The 23,598-nt window shown below is 27.9% G+C and carries 21 protein-coding genes; 2 read left to right on the top strand and 19 right to left on the bottom strand.

The genetic code is table 11. The features are described from left to right. Positions 1-11: 11 nt before the first annotated feature. The 9 genes from murA to RATSFB_RS05945 all read right to left on the bottom strand — a co-directional run bounded on the left by murA (position 12) and on the right by RATSFB_RS05945 (position 9,344). On the bottom strand, positions 12-1,265 hold the full coding sequence (gene murA / locus RATSFB_RS05905; RefSeq protein ID WP_014095126.1) for a UDP-N-acetylglucosamine 1-carboxyvinyltransferase: 1,254 nt from the start codon (positions 1,263-1,265) through the stop codon (positions 12-14). Positions 1,266-1,350: 85 nt separating this feature from the next. After that, positions 1,351-2,463, bottom strand: coding sequence for a non-hydrolyzing UDP-N-acetylglucosamine 2-epimerase (wecB, locus tag RATSFB_RS05910; protein ID WP_044035671.1), 1,113 nt, complete (start codon positions 2,461-2,463; stop codon positions 1,351-1,353). Between the two features lie 26 nt (positions 2,464-2,489). Then, on the bottom strand, positions 2,490-3,485 hold the full coding sequence (locus tag RATSFB_RS05915; RefSeq protein WP_242821396.1) for a glycosyltransferase family 4 protein: 996 nt from the start codon (positions 3,483-3,485) through the stop codon (positions 2,490-2,492). 117 nt (positions 3,486-3,602) lie between these two features. Further along, entirely contained in the window at positions 3,603-4,232 is a 630-nt protein-coding gene (upp, locus tag RATSFB_RS05920; protein WP_014095129.1) for a uracil phosphoribosyltransferase, read from the bottom strand. Then, a complete protein-coding gene (locus RATSFB_RS05925) occupies positions 4,216-4,707 on the bottom strand; it encodes a protein phosphatase (RefSeq protein WP_014095130.1) in 492 nt (163 codons plus the stop codon). Before RATSFB_RS05925 ends, upp begins: the two co-directional genes overlap by 17 nt. Before the next feature lie 12 nt (positions 4,708-4,719). After that, positions 4,720-5,802: an L-threonylcarbamoyladenylate synthase gene (locus RATSFB_RS05930; RefSeq protein WP_050982245.1), complete on the bottom strand. Its 1,083-nt coding sequence runs from the start codon at positions 5,800-5,802 to the stop codon at positions 4,720-4,722. 32 nt (positions 5,803-5,834) lie between these two features. After that, positions 5,835-6,911, bottom strand: a complete 1,077-nt coding sequence (prfA, locus tag RATSFB_RS05935; RefSeq protein ID WP_173362865.1) for a peptide chain release factor 1 — start codon at positions 6,909-6,911, stop codon at positions 5,835-5,837. Between the two features lie 88 nt (positions 6,912-6,999). Continuing rightward, the gene (prmC, locus tag RATSFB_RS05940; protein WP_014095133.1) at positions 7,000-8,724 is read right to left on the bottom strand and encodes a peptide chain release factor N(5)-glutamine methyltransferase; all 1,725 of its coding nucleotides are present in this window, start codon (positions 8,722-8,724) and stop codon (positions 7,000-7,002) included. A gap of 35 nt (positions 8,725-8,759) precedes the next feature. Next, positions 8,760-9,344, bottom strand: a complete 585-nt coding sequence (locus RATSFB_RS05945) for a thymidine kinase (protein WP_014095134.1) — start codon at positions 9,342-9,344, stop codon at positions 8,760-8,762. 187 nt (positions 9,345-9,531) lie between these two features. On the opposite strand from RATSFB_RS05945, the gene rpmE reads away from it, so the two are divergent. Beyond that, positions 9,532-9,747: a 50S ribosomal protein L31 gene (rpmE, locus tag RATSFB_RS05950; RefSeq protein WP_014095135.1), complete on the top strand. Its 216-nt coding sequence runs from the start codon at positions 9,532-9,534 to the stop codon at positions 9,745-9,747. A gap of 44 nt (positions 9,748-9,791) precedes the next feature. Here rpmE and rho read toward each other — a convergent pair whose 3' ends face one another. Next, positions 9,792-11,195 carry a transcription termination factor Rho gene (rho, locus tag RATSFB_RS05955; protein ID WP_014095136.1) on the bottom strand — a complete coding sequence of 468 codons (1,404 nt, stop codon included), beginning with the start codon at positions 11,193-11,195 and terminating at the stop codon, positions 9,792-9,794. A gap of 166 nt (positions 11,196-11,361) precedes the next feature. After that, a complete protein-coding gene (locus tag RATSFB_RS05960; RefSeq protein WP_014095137.1) occupies positions 11,362-12,972 on the bottom strand; it encodes a CTP synthase in 1,611 nt (536 codons plus the stop codon). 248 nt (positions 12,973-13,220) lie between these two features. Between RATSFB_RS05960 and RATSFB_RS05965 the strand changes: the two genes are divergently transcribed. After that, positions 13,221-14,342, top strand: a complete 1,122-nt coding sequence (locus RATSFB_RS05965; RefSeq protein WP_014095138.1) for an MGDG synthase family glycosyltransferase — start codon at positions 13,221-13,223, stop codon at positions 14,340-14,342. 34 nt (positions 14,343-14,376) lie between these two features. Here the strand turns inward: RATSFB_RS05965 and RATSFB_RS05970 are convergent, their stop codons facing one another. The 8 genes from RATSFB_RS05970 to RATSFB_RS06005 form a co-directional block, all read right to left on the bottom strand. Beyond that, the gene (locus tag RATSFB_RS05970; protein WP_014095139.1) at positions 14,377-15,036 is read right to left on the bottom strand and encodes a stage II sporulation protein R; all 660 of its coding nucleotides are present in this window, start codon (positions 15,034-15,036) and stop codon (positions 14,377-14,379) included. Between the two features lie 47 nt (positions 15,037-15,083). Further along, positions 15,084-16,190 (bottom strand): Ger(x)C family spore germination protein, encoded by a 1,107-nt coding sequence (locus tag RATSFB_RS05975; protein ID WP_014095140.1) that lies wholly within the window; start codon positions 16,188-16,190, stop codon positions 15,084-15,086. After that, positions 16,187-17,305 (bottom strand): GerAB/ArcD/ProY family transporter, encoded by a 1,119-nt coding sequence (locus RATSFB_RS05980; protein ID WP_014095141.1) that lies wholly within the window; start codon positions 17,303-17,305, stop codon positions 16,187-16,189. Before RATSFB_RS05980 ends, RATSFB_RS05975 begins: the two co-directional genes overlap by 4 nt. Before the next feature lie 12 nt (positions 17,306-17,317). Continuing rightward, the gene (locus RATSFB_RS05985; RefSeq protein ID WP_014095142.1) at positions 17,318-18,778 is read right to left on the bottom strand and encodes a spore germination protein; all 1,461 of its coding nucleotides are present in this window, start codon (positions 18,776-18,778) and stop codon (positions 17,318-17,320) included. 10 nt (positions 18,779-18,788) lie between these two features. Continuing rightward, a complete protein-coding gene (locus tag RATSFB_RS05990; RefSeq protein WP_044035588.1) occupies positions 18,789-18,977 on the bottom strand; it encodes a hypothetical protein in 189 nt (62 codons plus the stop codon). A gap of 99 nt (positions 18,978-19,076) precedes the next feature. Next, positions 19,077-19,937, bottom strand: coding sequence for a 4-(cytidine 5'-diphospho)-2-C-methyl-D-erythritol kinase (gene ispE, locus RATSFB_RS05995; RefSeq protein WP_014095143.1), 861 nt, complete (start codon positions 19,935-19,937; stop codon positions 19,077-19,079). A gap of 99 nt (positions 19,938-20,036) precedes the next feature. After that, complete coding sequence (cphA, locus tag RATSFB_RS06000; protein ID WP_014095144.1) at positions 20,037-22,637, bottom strand: cyanophycin synthetase; 2,601 nt, start codon at positions 22,635-22,637, stop codon at positions 20,037-20,039. Beyond that, positions 22,637-23,458, bottom strand: coding sequence for a cyanophycinase (locus RATSFB_RS06005; RefSeq protein ID WP_014095145.1), 822 nt, complete (start codon positions 23,456-23,458; stop codon positions 22,637-22,639). The genes cphA and RATSFB_RS06005 overlap by 1 nt, the downstream gene beginning before the upstream one ends. Positions 23,459-23,598 lie beyond the last annotated feature (140 nt).

The raw sequence follows: 23,598 nt of genomic DNA on the forward strand, positions 1-23,598 counted from the left end.
TTATTTTTATTTTATATTCTCTCTATATCTGCATTTAATTTCCTAAGTTTGCACTCTATTGAAGAATATCCTCTATCAATATGATATATATCTGTAATCTCACTCTCACCTTCACAAGATAATGCTGAAAGTATAAGAGCCGCACCTGCCCTTAAATCTGTAGCCTTTACAGTTGATGGCGTAAGTTTACTCACTCCCTCTATTATAGCAACTCGATCATGTATGGAAATATTCGCTCCCATTCTACACATCTCCATAACATGCATAAATCTATTTTCAAAAATAGTTTCAATAATAGTACTAGCCCCATTTGTTATAGATAACAATGCCATTAATTGAGGCTGCATATCAGTTGGAAATCCAGGATGTGGTAAAGTTTTTACATTAATAGGCTTTAAATCACTATCTCCATTTACAAAAATTTCATTTCCATTAACATCCATATCTAACCCCATTTCATAAAATTTTGATAAAATAGGGTTCAAATATTCTTCATTTATTCCTTTTATACTAAATTTACTTTTAGTAATAGCTGCAAGCACTATATAAGTTCCAGCTTCTATCCTATCATAAATAGGAATATGGCTAACTCCCCTTAACTTTTTTACACCATTTATGACTATTTTAGATGTACCTGCACCTTGTATATCTCCACCCATACCGTTTATAAATACTGCTAAATCTACTATTTCAGGTTCTTTTGCTGCATTCTCTATTATAGTTTTCCCCTCTGCTAATGTAGCAGCCATAATTAAATTTTCAGTAGCTCCAACAGATGGAAAATCCAAATATATATTAGAACCAACCAATCTTTTAGCTATGATCTCAACACAACCATTTACAATTGAAATATCTGCTCCCAAAGCCGCCAATCCTTTTAAATGTAAATCTATAGGTCTAAGTCCTATATTACATCCTCCTGGCATATATATACATGCTTTGCCAAATCTAGATACTAAAGGTCCAAGTACCAAAAATGAAGCTCTCATCTTTCTTATTAAATTCTCAGACAAATCAAGCGGAAGCATATCCTTACTATTTATTCTAAAAATTCTATTTCCCACATCTATGCTAACATTAACTTTTAAACTTTTCAGTACATCACATATGACAAAAACATCATCAAGCATAGGTACATTCTCAATTATACATTCATCATCACATAATATTGTAGCTGCTATTATAGGTAACACGGAATTTTTAGCCGAACTGATCTCAATCTCACCGTTAAGAGTCCTTCCACCCCTAATCCTAAATCTTTGCATGTTAGCCGCTCCTCCAAATATTATTTATCTTAAATTAAACTACATTATATTATACGGTACCAATATACAAAGTTAATTATAATTTCTAATTATTACCTAAATAGTTTTTTTCTAATATATTAATTATTTTCTTTGATGTGTTTCCATCTCCATAAACATTGCTTGCCCCTTTATTCCCAACTCCATTTTCTATTAATTCTTTCGCACACCTATATATCCTATCTTCATTCGTTCCAACTAATTCTATCATTCCTTCTTCTATCATTTCCTCTCTCTCTGTTTCATTTCTTAAAACCAAAACTTTCTTTCCTAAATAGGGAGCTTCTTCCTGTATACCTCCTGAATCAGTCATAACAAAAAAGCATCTCGATAATAAATTATGAGAATCATATATATCTATTGGATCTAACATATAAACATTTGATATCCCATTTAAAATAGACTTTACCGTATCTCTAACTATAGGATTTAAATGCGTTAAGAATATAAATTTTATATTTTTATATTCATTTGATATTTTCTTTATAACATTGCAAATATTTGTTATAGGCTTACCCCAGCTCTCTCTCCTATGTGCCGTAACAACAATTACTTTATGAGAAAAATCAATTTTTTTTAATACATCATTATTAAAACTATAATCATCACTTATTGTGTAATTCATAGTATCTATAACCGTATTACCCACAACATATATATTTTCCTCATTTATTCCTTCTTTTAACAAATTATTTTTGGAAAGACTTGTAGGTGCAAAATGATACTTTGCTAATACTCCAGTCAATTTCCTATTTGCCTCTTCTGGAAATGGAAAATATAAATCATTACTTCTTAATCCCGCCTCAACATGACCTATATCAATTTTTTGATAAAAAGCACTTAAACTAGAACAAAAAGTTGTGGTTGTATCGCCATGTACAAGCACAACTTTAGGTTTTTCTTCCAAATATATTTTTTCAAGATTTGTCATCATAGATGTTGTTAGAGTAGTTAATGTTTGCTTTTCCTTCATAAGATTCAAATCATATTTTGGTACTATATCAAACTTACTTAAAACATTGTCTAACATCTCTCTATGTTGAGCAGTCACACACACTATACTCTCAAAATTCTTATTTTTATCTAGTTCCTTTATAAGAGGAACCATTTTAATCGCTTCTGGCCTTGTTCCAAAAACACTGATAACTTTTATACCCATAATATCCCTTTCAAAATATAAATTAATCATTTGTCTTTTTTAAGCTGAAAAATATCAAGCTTAACCACTAAATAAATAATATAAACTAGGCTTATAAATAACAAAAGCAAGAAATTCCTTCTATTTGAAACAACCATTAAAATAGCTATCAAGCTAAATATAATTTCAATAAAATACATAATAATAACTGCCTTCGGATGAGAATTACCTAATTTTATAAGCTTGTGATGTACATGTCCTTTATCAGCCTCCATTATAGGTAATTTTTTTAATTTACGTCGTATTATTGAAGTTAGAGTATCAAATAATGGAACTCCGCAAATAATTATTGGAATCAAAATTATAAATTCTCCATTTATAGTGTTATTTCCATCTATTAAAATAACAGATAAAATAAATCCAATAAATTGAGCTCCAGAATCACCTATAAATATCTTAGCCTTGTAAAAATTATATGGAAGTATGCCAATTAGAGTACCACATAAAACAGAAGATATTATCGCACTAGATAAATTACCTGATATCACACTTATTATAAATATAGTAACAAATACTATAAGTGAAATACCAGCTGCCAAACCATCTAATCCATCTATTAAATTAAATGCATTAGTGAGTACTATTACCCATACAAACATTAATGGTATCCCTAAAAAATCAAGTGCATATGTATTTCCACCAGGTATAAATGTTATATCCTTTATATAAATATCATTGAATATCAAAATACTAATAGCAATAATCTGAATAATCAATTTTTCTCTTGGCTTAATAGGATATATATCATCAATTATACCTCCAATTAGAATAATAGTTGAGCTAACTATTATTCTAAAATGATTATTATCAATAAATGAATTTTGTAAAGTCAATGTTATAAGAAATGATATATATATAATTATTCCTCCCAAAAAAGGCATTGGCGTGCCATGTACCTTTCTTGTTTCTTTCGGAATATCTAAAAACTCAAATTTAAAGGAAATATTCATAAACAACGGCGTCAAAAACAATGATATCATCATACTAAAAATAAATAATGTTATATATCTCATAAAATCATCCTAAATATATCATTTTAAATATGTACTTATAATTTCCAATAAATTCAAAAATTATTCTAATATGGATCATGATTATGTTTAGTGCGTTCCAAATATCCTGTCACCAGCATCTCCAAGCCCTGGAACTATATATCCCTTTTCATTCAATCTTTCATCAATAGCTGCAGTGTATATATTTACATCATTAAATTTAGAAGTTATTTTACTAAGCCCTTCAGGAGATGAAATTAAAGATAAAACAGTTATATCTTTAACTCCTTTCCCTTTCAAAATATTTATAGAATCAATTATAGATCCTCCAGTTGCAATCATAGGATCTAACAACATAACTTTTGTATTTTCAATTCCAGTTGGTAATTTTGAAAAATATTCTACGATCTCAAGTGTGCTTTCATCTCTGTAAAGTCCTATATGTCCAATCCTTGCATTGGGTACAACTTCCAAAATCCCATTAAGCATTCCAAGTCCTGCTCTTAAAATAACCACAAATGTTATCTTTTCTTCATCTATATACTTACCTCTCATAGATGTTATTGGTGTTTCAATATTTTTTTCCAAAACTTCAATATCCTTAAGAGCTTCATACCCTAAGAATATTCCAATTTCATTACACAGTCTTCTAAAATCACTCGTAGATGTTTCTTTATTCCTCAATTGTGTTAACTTATGTTGTATCATCGGATGGTTAATTTCAAAAATATTTTTCATTTCTTCCTCCAAATTCATTTAACTTATCTAATACTTTATTTAATAAATAATCAAGCTTGAATAATGTCCTTTTATATATTTCCAAATCTCCCATATAAGGATCGGATATATCACAGCTTTCATTTATAAATTCCTCAATCGTAAACAATTTATTGTTTTCTATACTAAAATTGCTTTGTATAAATTCTTTGTGATTTTTAGTAACTGATAAAATAATATCACAATTTTCTATAATTTTACTATCCAACAATTTACTTTTCCTTTTAGAATCAAATTTTTTATTATAAAATTCCTCTAAAACCTTATTTGCATTATGTGAAATATTCGTAGAATTATCTGCCATAATACCTGCAGATTCAACGCAAAATATTTTTAAAGCATTTTCCCCAAATCTATCTCTAATTTTTTCCTTAAGGATAATTTCAGCCATAATACTCCTACAAGTATTTCCTGTGCAAACAAATAATATATTCATAAAATACCTTCCTTATAAAGTAATTAAATTATGTGCTGCAGCCTTAAGAAGCCTATTCATAATAGCATTGGAAAAATCATCACACAAACACTCACTAACTATAAAATCACATCCTAAATCATCAAACTTTCTTATACTTTCAAATAAATTCCTACTCAATTCTAAATAATTATCCCTACTCCCAATAACTATAATCTTAATTTCATTTTTAAGTGTTTTACTAAAATCATAATAAAATTTATAATTTTCTCTTAAACATAATACACCTATATTTTTATAAAAACATTGCTTATCTTTTATATACAAAGCTATATTTTTAAAATCTGATTTTAAAATAATCATATCCCCTTTAGGTGCATAATGTTTATATTTAAGTCCTGGAGATATCGGTTTATCTTTAACAAATTTATCATTAATTCTTCCATATAATTTCGCATTGGGTATAACACTTTTTATATCATTGATCGTAATATGTCCTGGTCTTAATATCACACCTTCATCGTTGACCATACTAATAACTGTAGATTCAAGTCCTATATAGCTTTGACTACCATCTATAATAAAATTAACCTTACCATTCAAATCATCAAAACATCTTTTTGCACTAGTAGCACTTGGTCTTCCTGAAATATTTGCAGATGGTGCTGCAATCGGAAATCCACTTTCTTTAATCAAGTCAAGTGCAATTTGATGATTCGGCATTCTAAGTGCAACTGTTTCAAGACCTGCCGTAGTTTCATAAGGTATAATTTCCATTTTCTCTAAAATTATAGTAAGTGGTCCCGGCCAAAACTTTTCTATAAGCTTATACGTACCTTCCCCTATATTTTTTGCATATTTTGAAATTTCTTTATCCGCTATATGTACAATTAGAGGATTATCTTTCTCTCTACATTTAATATCAAATATTTTTAATACAGCATTCTTATCAATAGCATTTGCTCCAATTCCATATACAGTTTCTGTCGGAAATACGACAATTTCACCATATTTTAGAGCTTCTATACAAGAGTTATATCCATTCTTATCATTATAAAAATCTATAATATTAGTTTCCATACAAACACCTATATAAATATATAAATTTATCGCCATAAGATAAAATCTTATGGCGATAAATCCAAATACTATATACCTTCTCCCATTTGCTTCATTTTTTCCGATTGATCCTGTGTTATGAGTCCTTCAATTATTTCATCAATATATCCATCCATAAAACTATCTAACTTATAAATTGTTAACCCTATTCTATGATCAGTGACTCTACCTTGAGGATAATTATATGTCCTTATCCTTTCACTACGGTCTCCAGATCCAACCTGACTTTTTCTATCTTCAGCAATAAGCTTTAATCTTTCTTGCTCTGCAATTTCAAACAATCTAGCTCTTAAAAGTTTCATTGCCTTTTCTTTATTTTTAAGTTGAGATTTTTCATCTTGACACGATATAACTATACCACTTGGAATATGTGTAATTCTTACAGCTGAATCTGTAGTATTTACAGATTGACCACCATTACCAGAAGATCTAAATACATCTATCCTTAAATCATTTTGATTTATATCAACATCAACATCATCAACCTCAGGCAAAACCGCAACAGTTGCAGCTGACGTATGTATTCTCCCAGACGCTTCAGTATCAGGTACTCTTTGAACCCTATGTACTCCGCTCTCATACTTAAGTTTACTATAAGCTCCATTACCTTTTATCATAAATACCACTTCTTTAAATCCACCTATATCAGTATCATTTACACTTATCATTTCAATTTTCCATCGTTTATTTTCCACGTATTTAGAATACATTCTAAATAAATTTGAGGCAAATAAAGCAGCTTCATCTCCTCCAGTACCTGCTCTTATCTCAACAAATACATTTTTCCCATCATTTGGATCTTTAGGAAGAAGTAAGATTTTTAACTCATTTTCAATATTTATCTTGATATTTTGCAATACTTTCAGTTCTTCTTGTGCGAGTTCTCGAAATTCTTTATCTTCCTCATCTAATAAACTTTTATTATACTCTATATCTTCTAAAACTTTTTTATATTCTCTATACTTTAACGTAATAACTTCAAGCTCTGAATGATCTCTACAAAGTTTCTGCCATTCCTTTTGATTAGACATAACCTCAGGATCACTTATTTTAATACACAACTCTTCATACTTTTGTTCTAAAAAATCTAACCTTTGAAGCATTATAACTTTCAACTCCATGATTTTTATTTCATATAGTTAATTATTATAAGTTTTATTAATTCAAATTTCAACAATAAATCATATTACATTCCTACACAATTTTAGATTTATAGTACCCAACTATAACTCTATCATGTTCACTAATATCTTTATAGATATCTATATTTACAAAATTATTACTAGTCATTATATACATAATATCAAAAGCTTTATTATAAGGTATCTCAAATGCAATAAATCCATTTTCAACTAAAACTTCCTTAGCTTGTTCACAAATCTTTCTATAATAAGAAAGACCATCATCTCCTCCATCTAAAGCTTCATGAGGCTCATAATCTCTAACATCTTTCATTAAAGTATTTATATCTTTGCTTTTTATATATGGTGGGTTTGAAACTATACCATCAAGCTCAAGCCCATTTTTTATAAAAAATTCTAATAAATCACTCTTAACAACATAACTTCTATCTTTCAAATCGTGCATATATATATTTTCCTCAGTAACTTTTATAGGAATCTCGTAATTATCTATATATGTACAATTTACATTCTCATTATTTTTCTGTATAGATATACCCACAGCGCCACTTCCCGAACACAGATCGCATATACTTAAAGAATTTTTACTATTGTTTAAAATCTCTAAAACCTTATCAACAAGTATTTCAGTATCAGCCCTAGGAATTAAAACTCCCTCTTTAACTATAAAATCTATACCATAAAACTCTTTCTTTCCTATCATATAAGCAATTGGTTTTCCGTTTTTTCTTTGATTGATCAAATCCAAATACCTATTTTCATCCTCCTTCGAAACTTCAACCTCGCTTGTAAATACTTGTGTTGGTATAATACGTAAACAATACTCAATTATTAAACGAGCATCTAATGAATAAGACTCTATATTTGCATCTCTAAGTATGGATCTACCTATCAAAAACAACTCTTTTATAGTATTTTTAACTTTTATACCCTCTGATGTTTTAAGTGCAATAATAGAAATTTCTATTTCATCATCCTTAGGTTCCTTAGTTGTAAATTTTTGAATAAGCTTTGAAATACTAAAAAGTAGGGATGAAAATACACTATCGCTTCTTTCCATGTAATCTAATATTTCATAAGATATCCCAATTACAAGTGGAAAAATTATGAGCTCTATAAACAAATTAATTCCAAAACTATATCTTGGTATAATCAAAAATAATATTAAATAGCAAATCAATATGTAAATTATAAAATTACTTCCACATCTTTTATGAAATCTTGATGACTTCTTTACATTTTCTATACTAAGTTCACTCTTACTTTCATAACAGTTAATAACTTTATGTTCGGCACCATGATACCTCAAAACCTTAGATAATTCTTCATTTGATGATATGCTCATAATATATGCAAATACCAAAAGCAATCTAATTAAAAATTTAACTCCAGATATTAATTGAATATTTTTAAAAGATGGAATTATAAATACAATTAATTCAGGTAAAACAAAAAAAACAAATATCAAAAATATAATGCTAAATAAGAGGGTTAAAACTTTGTTTTTACTTATAAATTTTATAAACCCCCTTGATTCATCATCTTTTTCACATGAAGTCAGTAACTTTAAATTCCATACACTATCTCTTATAATGTTTATAAAATTAATAATACCCCTGACAAGAAATACTTTTTCAATACCTGACGGCTCTACAATATATTTTTCTCTAGTTTCAACATCTATCCTTCCACTCGATTTTCTTCGAACAATTGCACTACATTTTTTACCAGTCATAATTATTCCATCTATGAGTGCTTGTCCTCCTAATCTTTTCACCTATTACACCCCAACTTTCAATAAATAATTAATATTTATACATCACAAATTTCTCTTTTCTTAATAAAACACTTACCACAAAGCGGCTCATAACTCACATTTTCTTCCCCATCTATAACACACTGTTCACCAGAAAAAACAAACTTACCATTAATCTTCCTTCCATTTGTTATAGCTTTTTTGCCACATTCACATATTGTTTTAAGTTCTTCTATAGAATGAGCTATAAGCAATAACCTCTCGCTTCCTTCAAATCCATTCATCAAAAAATCTGTTCTAAGACCATAACAAATAACTGGTATATCCCAAATATTACTTATATAAAATAATTCATCAATCTGAAATTTTTTCAAAAACTGAACTTCATCAATAATAATACAGTGAACACTCTTTCTAAATGGTTCTAATAAAACTTTTAAACTATCTGTATTTGAAACTAAAAAATCAACTTTTCTATCTATCCCAAGACGAGATACAACCCTATCATAACCTTTTGTATCAATACTTGGTTTTAATAATAAAACCTTCATTCCCTTTTCTTCATAATTATGTGCAACTTGAAGCATAGCTGTAGTTTTACCTGAATTCATCGCACCATATCTAAAATATAATTTCGCCATAATTACCTTATCCCCTCCTATAATCTTAATTATACGAACAATTTAAAATATTTAAAGAGCATTTTTTTGTAAAATATTAAAAAATATTATGAGCATATGTAAAATTAATTTTGCTTTTATTGACTAAATCAAATTATATATGATAGAATATATCTAGGTATATAATGTAACGAAAGAGGTATATGTAATGAAACAAGATATTCACCCAAATTACAATAGTAATGCTGTTGTTAAATGTGCTTGTGGTAATACATTTACAACAGGATCTGTAAAAAATGAGTTGAAAGTTGAAATATGTTCTAATTGTCATCCTTTCTTCACTGGAAAAAATAAAATTGTTGACATCGGTGGAAGAGTTGAGAAATTTAGAAAGAAATTCAATATCAAATCTGAAGATAATTAAAAAATTGAATGACCCTTCTTAAATAAAATTAAGAAAGGTCATTTTTATTTATTATCATCCTTATCAATTATAGATTTATAATACTCAATAAATTCTTTATTATTTTTAGTATTTTGAAATACCTTTATAAGACTTTCCATTATATTTTCAGAATTACCTTCTTTGTGCATTATCCTTCTTAAATAAAAGGATACCTCTTTTTCATCATTCGTAAACAACAAGTCCTCTTTCCGAGTTCCCGACTTATATATATCAATACTTGGAAATAATCTTCTCTCTTGTAATTTTCTATCTAAATGAACTTCCATATTTCCAGTTCCTTTAAATTCTTCAAATATCATATCATCCATTCTTGATCCCGTATCAACAAGAGCTGTTGCAAGTATCGTAAGACTTCCACCTTGTTCAAAATTTCTTGCAGCTCCAAAAAACTTTTTAGGTATTCTCAATGATCCTGGGTCAAGTCCACCAGATAAAGTCCTACCTGTAGGTACAATTGTCAAATTGCAAGCTCTTGCAAGTCTAGTCAAACTATCCATTAAAATAAATACGTCCTTCCCATGCTCAACCATACGCTTAGCTCTTTCAAGTACCATTGTAGCAACTTTAACATGCTGACTTGGTTCCTCATCAAAGGTAGAATAAATAACTTCTCCTCCTCCAATTGTCCTTTGCATATCAGTAACTTCCTCAGGTCTTTCATCTATAAGTAAAATTATTAATTTTATATCCTTATTATTTTTTAAAATATTTTGAGCTATCTTCTTTAATATACTTGTTTTACCTGCCTTAGGAGGTGCAACTATCATTCCTCGTTGCCCTTTACCTATAGGACATATTATATCCATTAATCTGGTTGATAAATCACTTTTCTCTCCACTCTCAAGCTTTAATCTTTCATTTGGATAAATAGGTGTAAGTTCCTCAAAATTTTTCCTATTTAAAGCTTCATCTGGTAAAAAACCGTTAATCCTCTCAACATATAAAAGAGCCCTATACTTCTCTCCATCCTTAGGTTCTCTAACTTTTCCTATTATATGATCCCCTGTTTTTAAATTAAATCTTCTTATTTGAGAAGGAGAAACATAAACATCCTCTGTGCTAGTTAAATAATTCTTTCCTCTTAAAAATCCAAAACTATTATTGTCATTTATTTCTAAAACACCATTGGCATTTTCAGAATTCAATATCATATCTTGAAACTTATCCGACTTATCCCGTACATTTTCATCAGAAACAATTGAATTTTGTTCACTTACTTTATTCATTTTTAATTTTATTTTTTCAACTAAAATAACACCATCTTTTTCAACTATGGTTGGGGATAACTCAGAAATTTTATGAATAAGTTCATTTTTTTTTAATTTAGAATAATTTTTAATATCAAGAGTCTTGGCAGATTTCCTAAGCTCCGATAAAGACATTTCTTCTAATTTTACAATATTCATATATTAAAATATTTTACAATAACAAATTTATTGTAAAATCCTCCTCTCAATTTAAAAAGTATGTCTTTTAAAAAAACAAGGTCATTTCATTAAGAAAATATTACAAAGCAAGGCTTTTATAAAATATAATATAAATTATACAATTGCCTTAGCTTTGTCAATAAATTTATTTCAAATCCCTATATTCTTTACTATGTTTTACAAAATCTACAAATAACGGGTGTGGTTTATTAGGTTTTGATTTTAATTCAGGATGAAATTGAACCGCAACAAACCAAGGATGATCCTTAAGTTCAACAATCTCTACCAAATTATTTTCATCATTTATTCCAGATAATACAATTCCATTATTTAAAAATAATTCTCTATACTTATTATTAAATTCATATCTATGCCTATGTCTTTCATGTATTTTTTCACAATCATACGCTCTATACGCCTTAGAATCCTTGAGTAATGTACATTCATATGATCCAAGCCTCATAGTACCACCAAGATTTTTAATATTAATTTGGTCAACCATTATATCTATAACTTTATGTTTTGAATTGTTATCAAACTCGGATGATGTCGCATCCTTAAATCCTAAAACATTCCTCGCAAACTCTATAACAGCACATTGCATACCTAAACATATCCCTAAAAATGGTATATTATTTTCTCTTGCATATTTTATCGCAAAAATTTTGCCTTCGATACCCCTATCCCCAAATCCACCTGGAATAAGTATCCCACTAACACCTTTTAAAAAATCAGAAATATTTTTTTCATTAATAAACGATGCATTGATCCATCTTATTTTTATATTAACTTTATTAAAATATCCCCCATGATTTAAAGATTCAACTATAGATATGTAAGCATCATGAAGTTCTACGTATTTTCCAACAATAGCAATTTCAATTTCATCTCTAATAGATTTTATGTTATCAACAATTCCAATCCATTCATCATTATCTATATTTTTTGCATCAATATTTAAAGATTTACAAACTTTTTCATCAAATCCTTCTTTATGTAAAAATAAAGGAACTTCATACAAATTACTAGCATCTAAATTTTGAATAACATTATCTTCAGATACGTTACAAAACAAACCAATCTTCCTCTTAAGATCAATCGATAATTCCTTCTCCGTCCTGCAAACTATAATATCTGGTTGAATACCTATACTTCTTAATTCTTTTACTGAGTGCTGAGTTGGCTTAGTTTTAAGTTCTCCTGCTTTTCCTAAAAATGGTACAAGCGTCACATGTACATAACAAACATTTTCAAATCCTATATCATATTTAATTTGCCTAATACTCTCAAGAAAAGGAAGAGATTCTATATCCCCAACAGTTCCCCCAATTTCTATAATAACAACATCATATTTATTTTCTTTAGATACAGAATAAATAAAATCTTTTATTTTATCCGTTATATGAGGAATTACTTGCACCGTTCCTCCTAAATAATCTCCTCGTCTTTCTTTTGATATAACTTCCCAATAAATTTTACCAGTAGTTATATTGTTATATTTTGTAAGACTTTCATCAATAAATCTTTCATAATGTCCTAAGTCCAAATCAGTTTCAGCACCATCATCAGTTACAAAAACTTCCCCGTGTTGATATGGACTCATAGTACCTGGATCTATATTTAAATATGGATCGAGTTTTTGAATAGATACCTTAAGACCTCTATTTTTTAAAAGTCTTCCAAGAGATGCTGCTGTTATACCTTTACCTAAAGACGATACAACTCCTCCAGTTACAAACACAAATTTACAACTCATAATTTCCTCCTAAAAACTACATTTAAATAAAATAATTTGTAACATGCATATAAATGTTTTATTTTAATTAAAATAACAACACTACAAAAATAAAATAATCCTATAATAATCCTAGTTTTATATTTTAATTAATTATATTGAAACTTAAATAAAATATCTATATAATTAAGCATAAAAAAAGTATTTTTTTATGTAATATCAAATAAACGGTGCTTATAAATTCTATTTTTTCGAAGGATATTGATAAAATGAATATTTTAATTCTTACATCAAATACAGGAGGTGGCCACCTGAAGGCTACTGAAGCAATTTATGAACACATCAAACACAAAAACTTAGACTACAATATAAAAATAATAAACACACTAAATAATATTAATCCATCATTCAATAAGTTAATAACTTCATTTTATACTGAGTGTGTAAAAAAATGTCCAGATTTATTTGGTAAAATATATTACTATAGTGAAGAAAATCACGTTTCTATAAATATTTTCAATCTAATTTTAAAAAATTTAGCAAAAAAACTACTACCAATCATATTAGATTTCAAAGCTGATATAATAATTTCAACTCACCCATTCTCAACACAAATGGTATCATATCTAAAAAAACTTAAAAATATACCTAAGGTCAAATTAATTAATTTATTAACTGACTATGCTCCTCATAAATTTTGGATATATGATAATGTAGATGCTTATATAACAGCAAGTGAACAAATGGTTGACGATATGATACAAAGGGGGGTAAATAAAGATATAATTTATCCAATTGGAATACCAGTTAGCGTTGATTTTTTAAAACCCTATGATAAAAAAGAAGTTTTAAACAGTATAGGTTTTGATGAAGATCGTTTCACTATATTGATTATGTCAGGTAGTATGGGAGTTGAATATGTAATTAAAATATTTAATCTTCTAATAACCATAAATAGAAAACTTCAAATAATTATCGTAACTGGATCTAATGAATATTTGTATAAAAAATTTAATACGATTATTTCAAATTATTCAGGAAATTTTATAGAGTTTCTTTTACTTGGTTTCACAAAAGAAGTTAGTAAATATATGAGTGTTTCTGATGTTATAATAACAAAACCTGGTGGACTCACACTTACAGAAGCTATTTTTTCAGAACTTCCAATAGTGTTTTTTGATGCTATACCTGGACAAGAGGAAAAGAATGCTGATTTTATTATCAAAAATAATATAGGTATGAGAATAACAAAACGTCAAGAAAGTATTGATAAATTTGTTGAATTAATAGATAATCCTAAGATTCTGGATTTATTTAAAAATAATATCGAAAAAATTAAAAAAATAAATTTTATAGAAAACTTAGTAGATATTATAAATAATCTGGGGTAATATTTTAAGCTATACTTACTAAAATAGGCATAGCTTAAAATATTTTTTTGAAAAATTTTCGTACAACATCAAATATTTTAAAACATACCTTAACTTCACTCTTATGTGTTATTATAGATTTATCATTTGAATTAAAAACTTCAAAATCCTTTTTATTATTTCTAATTATAGATGGAATGGAATCTATATTTTTATCATCACTTTGTATAAATCCTATACTTGAAAATAATAAGCTCCAAAAATTTCTACCAAATGCCTGTCCTATGTTTAATATAAAATAATCATACTCCCCTTCAGGAATCACATATGTACCATATATTCTCTCTTTAAAATATTTTCTCCCAATATCTATAGTAACATCACTTAAAACTCCATAATCATCAAGGATATCCAAGGCAATTTCTCTTATTTTATTTGAATTATCCAATAAATAATTAATGTTATCTATTTTATTTGATTTTAAATTCCCATCCTTTTCAAGATAAGACATAACTCTATCTTTAACATTATTTTTAACATATTGATCAAAATCCGAATCGCTATTTGCTATAAAATGAAATCTTATAACACTTTCACTCAATTTCTCATAATCAAGTTTTATATTTTCTTTTGTATTTCCATACACCTTGTCCACATTTAAAAAACTAAAACTCATAACAAATACTATAAAAAACAAAAATTTGATAAATTTCATAATTACACCTCAGGATAATTATTAACACTTATCAAATCTTTTAATCACTAAAATGATATATTTTCAGTATTTGTTACATTATTTATTATATTTAAATTTATAATAACTTCCTCTACCCAATTAGCATTTTTACTAATATCATTCATCCAAATTTTTGGAGTAAATTTATAAATATAGTTTTCTAAATTCAATATATCTACACCATTTTTATAAAACTTATTTAATAAACTCATACACTCCAACTTAATATTACTTTTTAAATCATCATTTAAATTTGAAATAAATTCATCTGATAATGAATGCTTAACATTTAAACAATTTTTTATAGTTATATTAAAATTCAATTCTAAATCCATATTTTTATAGTTTATAATCTTCATTCTCCTTTTTACATTCTTCGATTCATAATCTATGTACTTATCTCCAAATAAAATACTCGATACAATTTTATCGTTTTCCCCTCTTAACATGTTAATTATTCTACTATTTTTTAAATCAAGTTCATCTATATAATTTTCATCATCTAAAACATAACTTCCATTTATACTCATAACACTTTTATCATCGTTTAATTTTAAAACAGGTATCAAAACATTTTTATTTTGAGAAAAATAATCGAGTATATTGCTTAATGTGGTAGATTTAATACCATTTTTTTTGCTATTATACTCAATTAATTGACTAATAAATACTTGAGGATCTTCACCTGATTCCAATTTAAAATTTATAAAATCTTTTGAATCTCCATCCCCCACACACACATAAATTCTCCTACTAATTTGTGGATTATGGGATAAATAATCCAATACTTCATGAAATAATTTTCTATCTTTAACCAATTTAGAAGATATAATAACCATCTTAACATGATCAAAATCAATACTTTTTTTAGTTTTACTTACAATATCATATATAGCATCATAAAATGTTTTACCAAATCCAGAAATACTCCCACCTTCTTTTATCTTTGAGGATTCAGGAGAAAACTCCGATATGTCAGGATAAGATAAATACAAAGAATAATTCCCATCATCATTTATATCAATACCTATACTTGATACAAAAAGTCTTGTATCAATACTCTGAGAATATGTACACGATTTCATAATAATACACATTAAACTACATATAAATAAACACAATATTTTTTTCATTTTATACCATCTCCTTTTAACTTACTCCTCCTTATATAAGTTGCTATAAAAAGAATTATAGGTACAAAAAATACTAATATAAGAGATATCCCAAAACCCACTCCATTTATTATAAAATCAATATCCCCAACTCCTTTTGGAATTAGAGTTAATATATATATGACAGGTATAAACATCGTTGATGATATTTTATGTTTGAGTAGCCCTAAGGATTTACTATTTACATAACTAGCATAGAAATATAAGTTTATAAAATTAACTATAAAAAATACAATAGCTATGGTTATAACAATACCTTCAACTCTCTCAATAAATCCTCCGGGTACATCCACCGTAGTAAAAGCCATTATTATAGGCCAATTTGATTTTATAGTCTGATTTATATTAAGTATTCCAACACACACAAAGAATATCAATGATAGAAACAAAAATGATAAAATCGTTGATTTATAACTAACATTCACTCCTCTATTTTTCTCAGGCCTGTGCTTAGGTAACATATAATAAAGCATACTAGTTCCAATAAAATAACTACTAAAAGTTAAAAATCCCTTGAAATATGTATATCCACTCTCTATTTTCATAGGAAGCATATTATCCAAATTTATATTTTTATAAACTATAGTAAATATCACAAAACAACATATTAATAGAAAAACAAACATTATTTCATTAATACCAGTTAAAACTTTATCCCCAAATCTAACCACATAATAACAAATTATAAGCGTTGCTCCTAACATATACTCACTACTTATTTCTGGAAATATATATACTTTTATAGAATCAATAAAGATTCTAAGCTGAATTGATATCAAAAATATAATCCCTATACTAATTAAAAATAACATAACCCTTCCTATTAACTTTCCAAATAAGTTTTCCACAATAATATTCAGTTCATTATTATTATTTATCTTAACCGTATTATAAATCATATAAATAACACCTAAATAAATAATCCCATATATAATAGTTGGAAAAAATGCATTATTACCTAAAACCCTACCTATGCTCTTTGTATATGTAAAAACTCCAAATCCAACCAAACTTAGAAAAAGTGTTGAAAAAACCCCAAAACTACGTATAACATTGCGGTCTAAATTATTTTTCATAACATAACTCCTTTATCCCTGTCTCTTTTTATCTTGGGTATTCATATACTTAGGCCTATCCTTAAACAAATAAAGAGGATATTTTACAAATATATCTTTAAAATCTCTTTTCCTCATATTAACAATAGGGGATAAATAAGGAATACCAAAGCTTTCTATTCTCAATAAATATGTAAGGAAAATGAATGTTCCTAAAATTATTCCATAAAATCCCAAAATACCCGATATTACTATATACATTATTCTAAATAATCTAACAGATAACATAACCTCATAATTCGGTGACATAAATCCGCTTATTATAGTTAATGCAACAACAACTATCATGACAGGACTAACAAGTCCCGCACTCACTGCCGCCTGACCTATCACGATTCCCCCAACAATACCAATAGTTGATCCTATAGCTTTTGGTAATCTAACAATTGCTTCAAGTAAAAACGCCAAAAATACCTCCATTATAACCGCTTCAAAAATTGGAGGAAATGCAATACCTTGACGAGAACTTGCTATAGAATATGCGAGTTTTGCAGGAATAATAGATGTGTGAAAGCTAGTCACTGAAATATACAATGATGGAAGCACTAAAGATATAATAAGAGCGAAAAATCTTATAACTCTTGAAAAAGTACTATAAATCCATCTAAGATTATAGTCATCTGGAGTTTGAAACAAATTAGAAAAAGTTGATGGTGTTACGAGAACAAAAGGAGAATTATCAACTATAATACAAACCTTACCTTCATAAATAGCTGATGATACAACCTCTGGTCTTTCTGTTGCTTGCACCTGTGGAAATATAGACCACTTATCTTCTTCAATTAATTGCTCAATATATCCGCTATCTAATATTGCATCTATATTTATATCTTCTAATTTCTTTTTAACTCTCCTTAAAATATCTTCATTTACAATATCATCCATATAAACGATAGCTATATCAGTTTTAGATCTGACCCCTATCTTAGTTGTTTCTATTTTAAGTCTTGTATCTCTAATCCTTCTTCTTATAAGAGATGTATTCATTCTCGCGTTTTCTGTAAAACCATCCCTAGATCCGCGTATAACAGATTCACCAGATGGTTCACCAACTCCACGACTTGGAGAGGTTCTTGTTGCAATGATATAACATTCGCATTTTCCATCTATAAAAAGTAATGTTTCACCACATAACAAATCAATAATCGAATCTTTTAGATTAATAGATTTTTTAATATCAGAAACAGTTAATAGGTCAAATAATTGTTTTTCGTTAAGATCAACCAATTTGTTATTATCTAAAAGCGTTTCCATAACAAAATTATTTATTAAGTTTTTATCTGATATCCCATCTATAAATACAAGTAAACACTTCTTATTCGATATTCTAAATTCTCTAAACACAATATCTGAATTATCTTTAAGCAATGTTTTCAAATAACTATTTATTTCGTTTACACTAAATGGAATTACTTCTTTAATTTTTTCTTCCATATATACCTCCCTATTTAAAAATATTAATCATAAAAATGCATAAGCTTCCAAAAGAATAAACCCAAATCAAAATTTTACATATAAATCTATCATTTTTTCTTTCCCGTGAATCTCTTAATTCAACAAAAAATAATATTCCAATAACAATTACCATTAACCAATAAAAATTTTTATTAAGATCATTAATTAAAGTCATCATATTAATTCCTTCCAAACTAATTAATAATTTTATTATTTACTATATTTTTGTAATTATGCACAAAAATAAGGTATGTAAATTAAACATCTACATACCTCTCTAATCATCAATGGTTTTTGTTAAAAAAACTTGATCAAATTCTTTTTTAAATACATCATAAGAAGATTGAGCTAAATATAAGTTATCAAAAATTCCATAAACAGCCGATCCACTTCCAGTCATAGATGCATTTATAGCACCACTATTTATTAATTTACACTTCAATTTTCGTATAACATCCATATTTTTCACATACGAATACTCTAATACATTTGAAATATTAGAACAAACATCATAAAACTTATTATTATTAAAATAATCAATAATAATATTTTTATCTATATTATATTTTATATTATATAAATCAAAGTTATCGTAAACATCTTTAGTAGAAAACCCGAAATTAGGTTTTATAATCAAAATTATTTTATCTTTAAAAGAATTTAATTTTATTATCTTCTCCCCTATACCTTCACATAAAACACTTCCTCCCAAAATACAATAAGGAAAATCAGCACCCAACACAATACTTTCCCTACATAAAGTATCTACAGGAATATTTAGATCATATATAAAATTCAGGGCCTTTATTATCTCAGCTCCATTACTTGTCCCTCCTCCAAGCCCTGCACAAATAGGTATATTTTTATGTATTTTAATATGTACTTTCCCATTCAATCTATATTTTCCCATAAACCATATACAAGCTTTATAACATAAATTCCTATGATCTATAGGTATTTGAGGATTATCACACTCAATTTCTATAGATACCCCCTGAAATTCTTTATCAACTTTTAAATATATATCATCAAATAAATCAATCCTCTGAATTAACGTTTCAATATTATGGTATTCATCCTCTCTTTTACCTAAAATATTTAGGAAAATATTAATTTTGCCATAGCTCCTTAGTTTCATATAACTCTCCTATTTATTATATAACTTATTAAATTATATAAAAAAGAATATTTAAAATCAAAAAATAAATCAGGGATACATTTAATTCCCTGATTGTTTTCAAGCTAACCCCTCTTTAGGAGTTATATTTTGTTTATCCAAAATCACTTTATATAATTTATCATAATCTTCATAAAACGCTACTATTAAATCACCTTGCTTAGCATTATCAATAGCTTCACTTAAAGCCTTCCCCTCATCAAGAATTATTTTAAAATTTTTATTATCCCCAAAACCTTGACTAATGATATTTGCAACTTCACTTTCCTGTCTTCCACGTTTGTTACTATCTTCTTTTATATAAGAAAATTCCAAATGCTTAGAACAAAGTTTTCCAATTTCAAATCCAACGCTATCATTTCTATCCCCAGGTATCCCTATAACACCCGTAACTTTAGTATATCCCATATTTTTTATACTATTAAAAATAGCATTAAACCCTTGAATATTGTGAGCATAGTCTAAAATAACCTTTACTCCCTTAATATCAAATTGATTAAATCTACCCTTATTGTGCTTATCATCACATTGAAAACTCTTAAGACCTTTAGATATTATACAATAATCTATCTCAAGCCCGACTAGAGAGGCAGTTGCCGTAAGAACATTTTCTATATTATGTGTAAGTGCACCATTAAAGGTAATTGGTATATCCTTTAAATCCGCAATGTGAAATATACGTCTATTCATCTCGACATAAATAGAATCATTCGATATGTATACTCCATAATTTCCTTTATCTAAATTTTCCCTTAAAAATTCATTATCCTTATCTTTTGAAAATACTATTAAATTACCCTTTGCTCTAGATGATATTTTCCTACACATTTCGTCATCAGCATTTATTATAGAATATCCATCAGGTTTAACAGCTTCTATAACTAAAGATTTTACATGTGCTAGTTCTTCTAAGGTATTAACACCATCTATACCCAAATGATCTTCACTTATATTTGTAATTACTCCAACATCCGCTAGGTCATAAGCCAAACCATTTCTTATAATTCCCCCACGAGCAGTTTCTAATACTGCAACATCAACATCTTTATTTAATAATATACTTCTTGCACTAAAAAAACCAGTCATATCTCCTTTAGCTATACACTGATCATTCAAAAAAACTCCACTAGTTGTAGTCATACCAACAGTGTATCCAAGACCCCTTAATGTATGGGACACAATTCTAGTTGTAGTTGTCTTACCATTAGTACCAGTTATTGCGATAACTGGTATACTTTTAGGAGAATTTTTAAATAATGAAGAAACAATAACATTTGCTACATCCCTAGGTGTACCTTCACTTGGGTAATGATGCATCCTAATTCCCGGAGCAGCATTCACCTCAACTATAACTCCATTATCATATAAAGGTTTTGAAACATCCATGCAACAAAGATCTATACCACAAATATTAAGCCCTATTGCCTTAGCTGCTCTTATACAAATATCAATATTCTCTTTACAAATTTTATCTGTATAGTCTTCAGATGTTCCGCCCGTAGACAAATTTGAATTCTCTCTTAATACCAATTCCTTACCATCTTCTAAAATACTATCTAATTTATATCCACTCTTAGATATACAAAAAATCAACTCGTTGTCTATCTTAATTTTTGTAAGAGGTTTCTCATGCCCATCCCCCCTATTTACATCAGAATTTAAAACTTCTATTAAATCTTTAATAGTTGAAACCCCATCTCCTGTAACCATAGGTGGTTTCCTTTTAGATACTGCAATTACTTCACCATCTACAACACAAACTCTATAGTCATATCCTTCAATATATTGTTCTATCATAATATCTTTATACTTTGATTTAATTTCATTATAGGCTTCTATAAGCTGTTTCTCATTCTTAATATTTAAATATACCCCTTTACCTTGATACCCAAATCTAGGCTTAAGTACAACTGGATATCCTATGGCCTCAGCTTCTATTAATAGCTCTAATTGACTGCTTATTTTATCTCCTTTTGCTACAGGTAAAAACTGCATATCTAAGAGCCTTTTAGTTAACACCTTATCACTTGCAATATCCACACTAATAGAACTCGTATTTGAATCTATTGTTGCTTGGATCATTTTACTATATCTTCCATATCCAAGTTGAAACATCGAATCATCATCAAATCTTATAACAGGTATACCTTGCTTTTTTGCAGCTTCACAAAGTGATAAAGCACTCGGTCCTAAATTCTCATACTCCAATATATTTTTTATATCACGAACTCTCGAGTCTAAATCTATATATTTCTTCGATATCAAAGAATTTATCAAATCTATAGCAAGTCTAACTATAGCCAATGCTGTTTTTTTGTAAATATACTCAAAAACAACATAATAAAAATCTCCTTTAATTTCCCTAGCCTTACCATAGGCTATTTCCAATCCAACTCTACTATGTAACGCAATAATAGTGTGCTCACATACGTGAGCCAAATAAGTTCCTTCTCTTAATCTTTTTACAAACCCATGGTCCTCATCTATTCCACATCTATGTTCCCAAATCTCTGGCAATAGCTCTATCAATTTATCATTAAATCCATCTATATCTTTACTAGGTGTTTCACAATATCCTTGTAAATCTACATCCATTCTGACCACTTTTCTATGAGAGTAAATATTTTTCCCCTCATAAACTCTGTAATTTAAAATTTTCATTATTTTACTCTTTCCTCCTCAAGTGGTTGCTTTTTATTTAAATCAAAGCAATTTCCACTTTTTAAAACATGCATTTTAACATTGAATAAACTCAAAGGAACTTCGTTTTCTTGCTCTAACAAACTACTATAAGTTAAATATCTTCCATCTATTATATAAACTGCTCCAGAACCTATAACACTAAAATACCCTTCTTTCTTATTTACTACTATTGCTGTATCTTCATCTATACCAATACCCAGAACACTCGGATTCTCCGCAATAGCTCCTAATAATCTTCCTATTCTCCCTCTTTGGGCAAAATGTTGATCTATCATAACTCCTTGCATAAAACCAAATCCTGGGCATTTAGATAAATTATTCTTCCTTGGTGATTCTTCGTCAGGTCCTCTAACAATCATAGTTTCACTCATAACTGATGCTCCTGCAGAAGTACCAGCAAATATGCCTCCATTATCATGAAATCTCCTCATCTCTTCATATAAAGGAGTACCCCCTACTAAACTAGTTATTTTAAGCTGATTACCGCCTGTAAAAAATATCAATGAGGATTTCTTTACCATATCTAACAAATCCTGATCATCGCATTGATCTCTAGAGGAAACATCTAAAATTTCAATATTTTTAACTCCAAGCTCATGGAATAAATTTTTGTAATCATATCCAATTTCTTTCCCTAAATCAGAAGCTAATGTAGAAACTATCATAGTATCTCTTTCTTTATCAATCATATTTGAAACTCTTCTTAATATTTCTCTGCTCCCACTCTTATCTTCTGCTCCACCAATAATTATAAGTTCACCCTTAATACCATAACTCATTAACTTCTCACCTCATGTACTTTAATATTTTTAACCACTATAAAAAATAATATTCATAATTTTCTAATAATCCTTATATACCATTTCTAAAAAAGCTATGTTTATTGTGTACACTTTTTAAATAAAAATTCATATCAAAA

The sequence above is a fragment of the Candidatus Arthromitus sp. SFB-rat-Yit genome, from assembly GCF_000283555.1.
Classification (GTDB): Bacteria; Bacillota; Clostridia; order Clostridiales; family Clostridiaceae; genus Dwaynesavagella.

What these genes read in the sequence shown, in the direction of transcription:
- RATSFB_RS05945 (WP_014095134.1), bottom strand. Translation starts at nt 9,344, where the DNA reads ATGGCGAAATTATATTTTAGATATGGTGCGATGAATTCAGGTAAAACT.
- RATSFB_RS05960 (WP_014095137.1), bottom strand. Translation starts at nt 12,972, where the DNA reads ATGAGTTGTAAATTTGTGTTTGTAACTGGAGGAGTTGTATCGTCTTTA.
- ispE (WP_014095143.1), bottom strand. Translation starts at nt 19,937, where the DNA reads ATGAAACTAAGGAGCTATGGCAAAATTAATATTTTCCTAAATATTTTA.
- RATSFB_RS05990 (WP_044035588.1), bottom strand. Translation starts at nt 18,977, where the DNA reads ATGATGACTTTAATTAATGATCTTAATAAAAATTTTTATTGGTTAATG.
- RATSFB_RS05985 (WP_014095142.1), bottom strand. Translation starts at nt 18,778, where the DNA reads ATGGAAGAAAAAATTAAAGAAGTAATTCCATTTAGTGTAAACGAAATA.
- RATSFB_RS05915 (WP_242821396.1), bottom strand. Translation starts at nt 3,485, where the DNA reads ATGATGATATCATTGTTTTTGACGCCGTTGTTTATGAATATTTCCTTT.
- rpmE (WP_014095135.1), top strand. Translation starts at nt 9,532, where the DNA reads ATGAAACAAGATATTCACCCAAATTACAATAGTAATGCTGTTGTTAAA.
- RATSFB_RS05930 (WP_050982245.1), bottom strand. Translation starts at nt 5,802, where the DNA reads ATGGCGATAAATTTATATATTTATATAGGTGTTTGTATGGAAACTAAT.
- RATSFB_RS05970 (WP_014095139.1), bottom strand. Translation starts at nt 15,036, where the DNA reads ATGAAATTTATCAAATTTTTGTTTTTTATAGTATTTGTTATGAGTTTT.
- RATSFB_RS05980 (WP_014095141.1), bottom strand. Translation starts at nt 17,305, where the DNA reads ATGAAAAATAATTTAGACCGCAATGTTATACGTAGTTTTGGGGTTTTT.
- wecB (WP_044035671.1), bottom strand. Translation starts at nt 2,463, where the DNA reads ATGGGTATAAAAGTTATCAGTGTTTTTGGAACAAGGCCAGAAGCGATT.
- rho (WP_014095136.1), bottom strand. Translation starts at nt 11,195, where the DNA reads ATGAATATTGTAAAATTAGAAGAAATGTCTTTATCGGAGCTTAGGAAA.
- RATSFB_RS06005 (WP_014095145.1), bottom strand. Translation starts at nt 23,458, where the DNA reads ATGAGTTATGGTATTAAGGGTGAACTTATAATTATTGGTGGAGCAGAA.
- cphA (WP_014095144.1), bottom strand. Translation starts at nt 22,637, where the DNA reads ATGAAAATTTTAAATTACAGAGTTTATGAGGGGAAAAATATTTACTCT.
- RATSFB_RS05965 (WP_014095138.1), top strand. Translation starts at nt 13,221, where the DNA reads ATGAATATTTTAATTCTTACATCAAATACAGGAGGTGGCCACCTGAAG.
- RATSFB_RS05925 (WP_014095130.1), bottom strand. Translation starts at nt 4,707, where the DNA reads ATGAATATATTATTTGTTTGCACAGGAAATACTTGTAGGAGTATTATG.
- RATSFB_RS05975 (WP_014095140.1), bottom strand. Translation starts at nt 16,190, where the DNA reads ATGAAAAAAATATTGTGTTTATTTATATGTAGTTTAATGTGTATTATT.
- upp (WP_014095129.1), bottom strand. Translation starts at nt 4,232, where the DNA reads ATGAAAAATATTTTTGAAATTAACCATCCGATGATACAACATAAGTTA.
- murA (WP_014095126.1), bottom strand. Translation starts at nt 1,265, where the DNA reads ATGCAAAGATTTAGGATTAGGGGTGGAAGGACTCTTAACGGTGAGATT.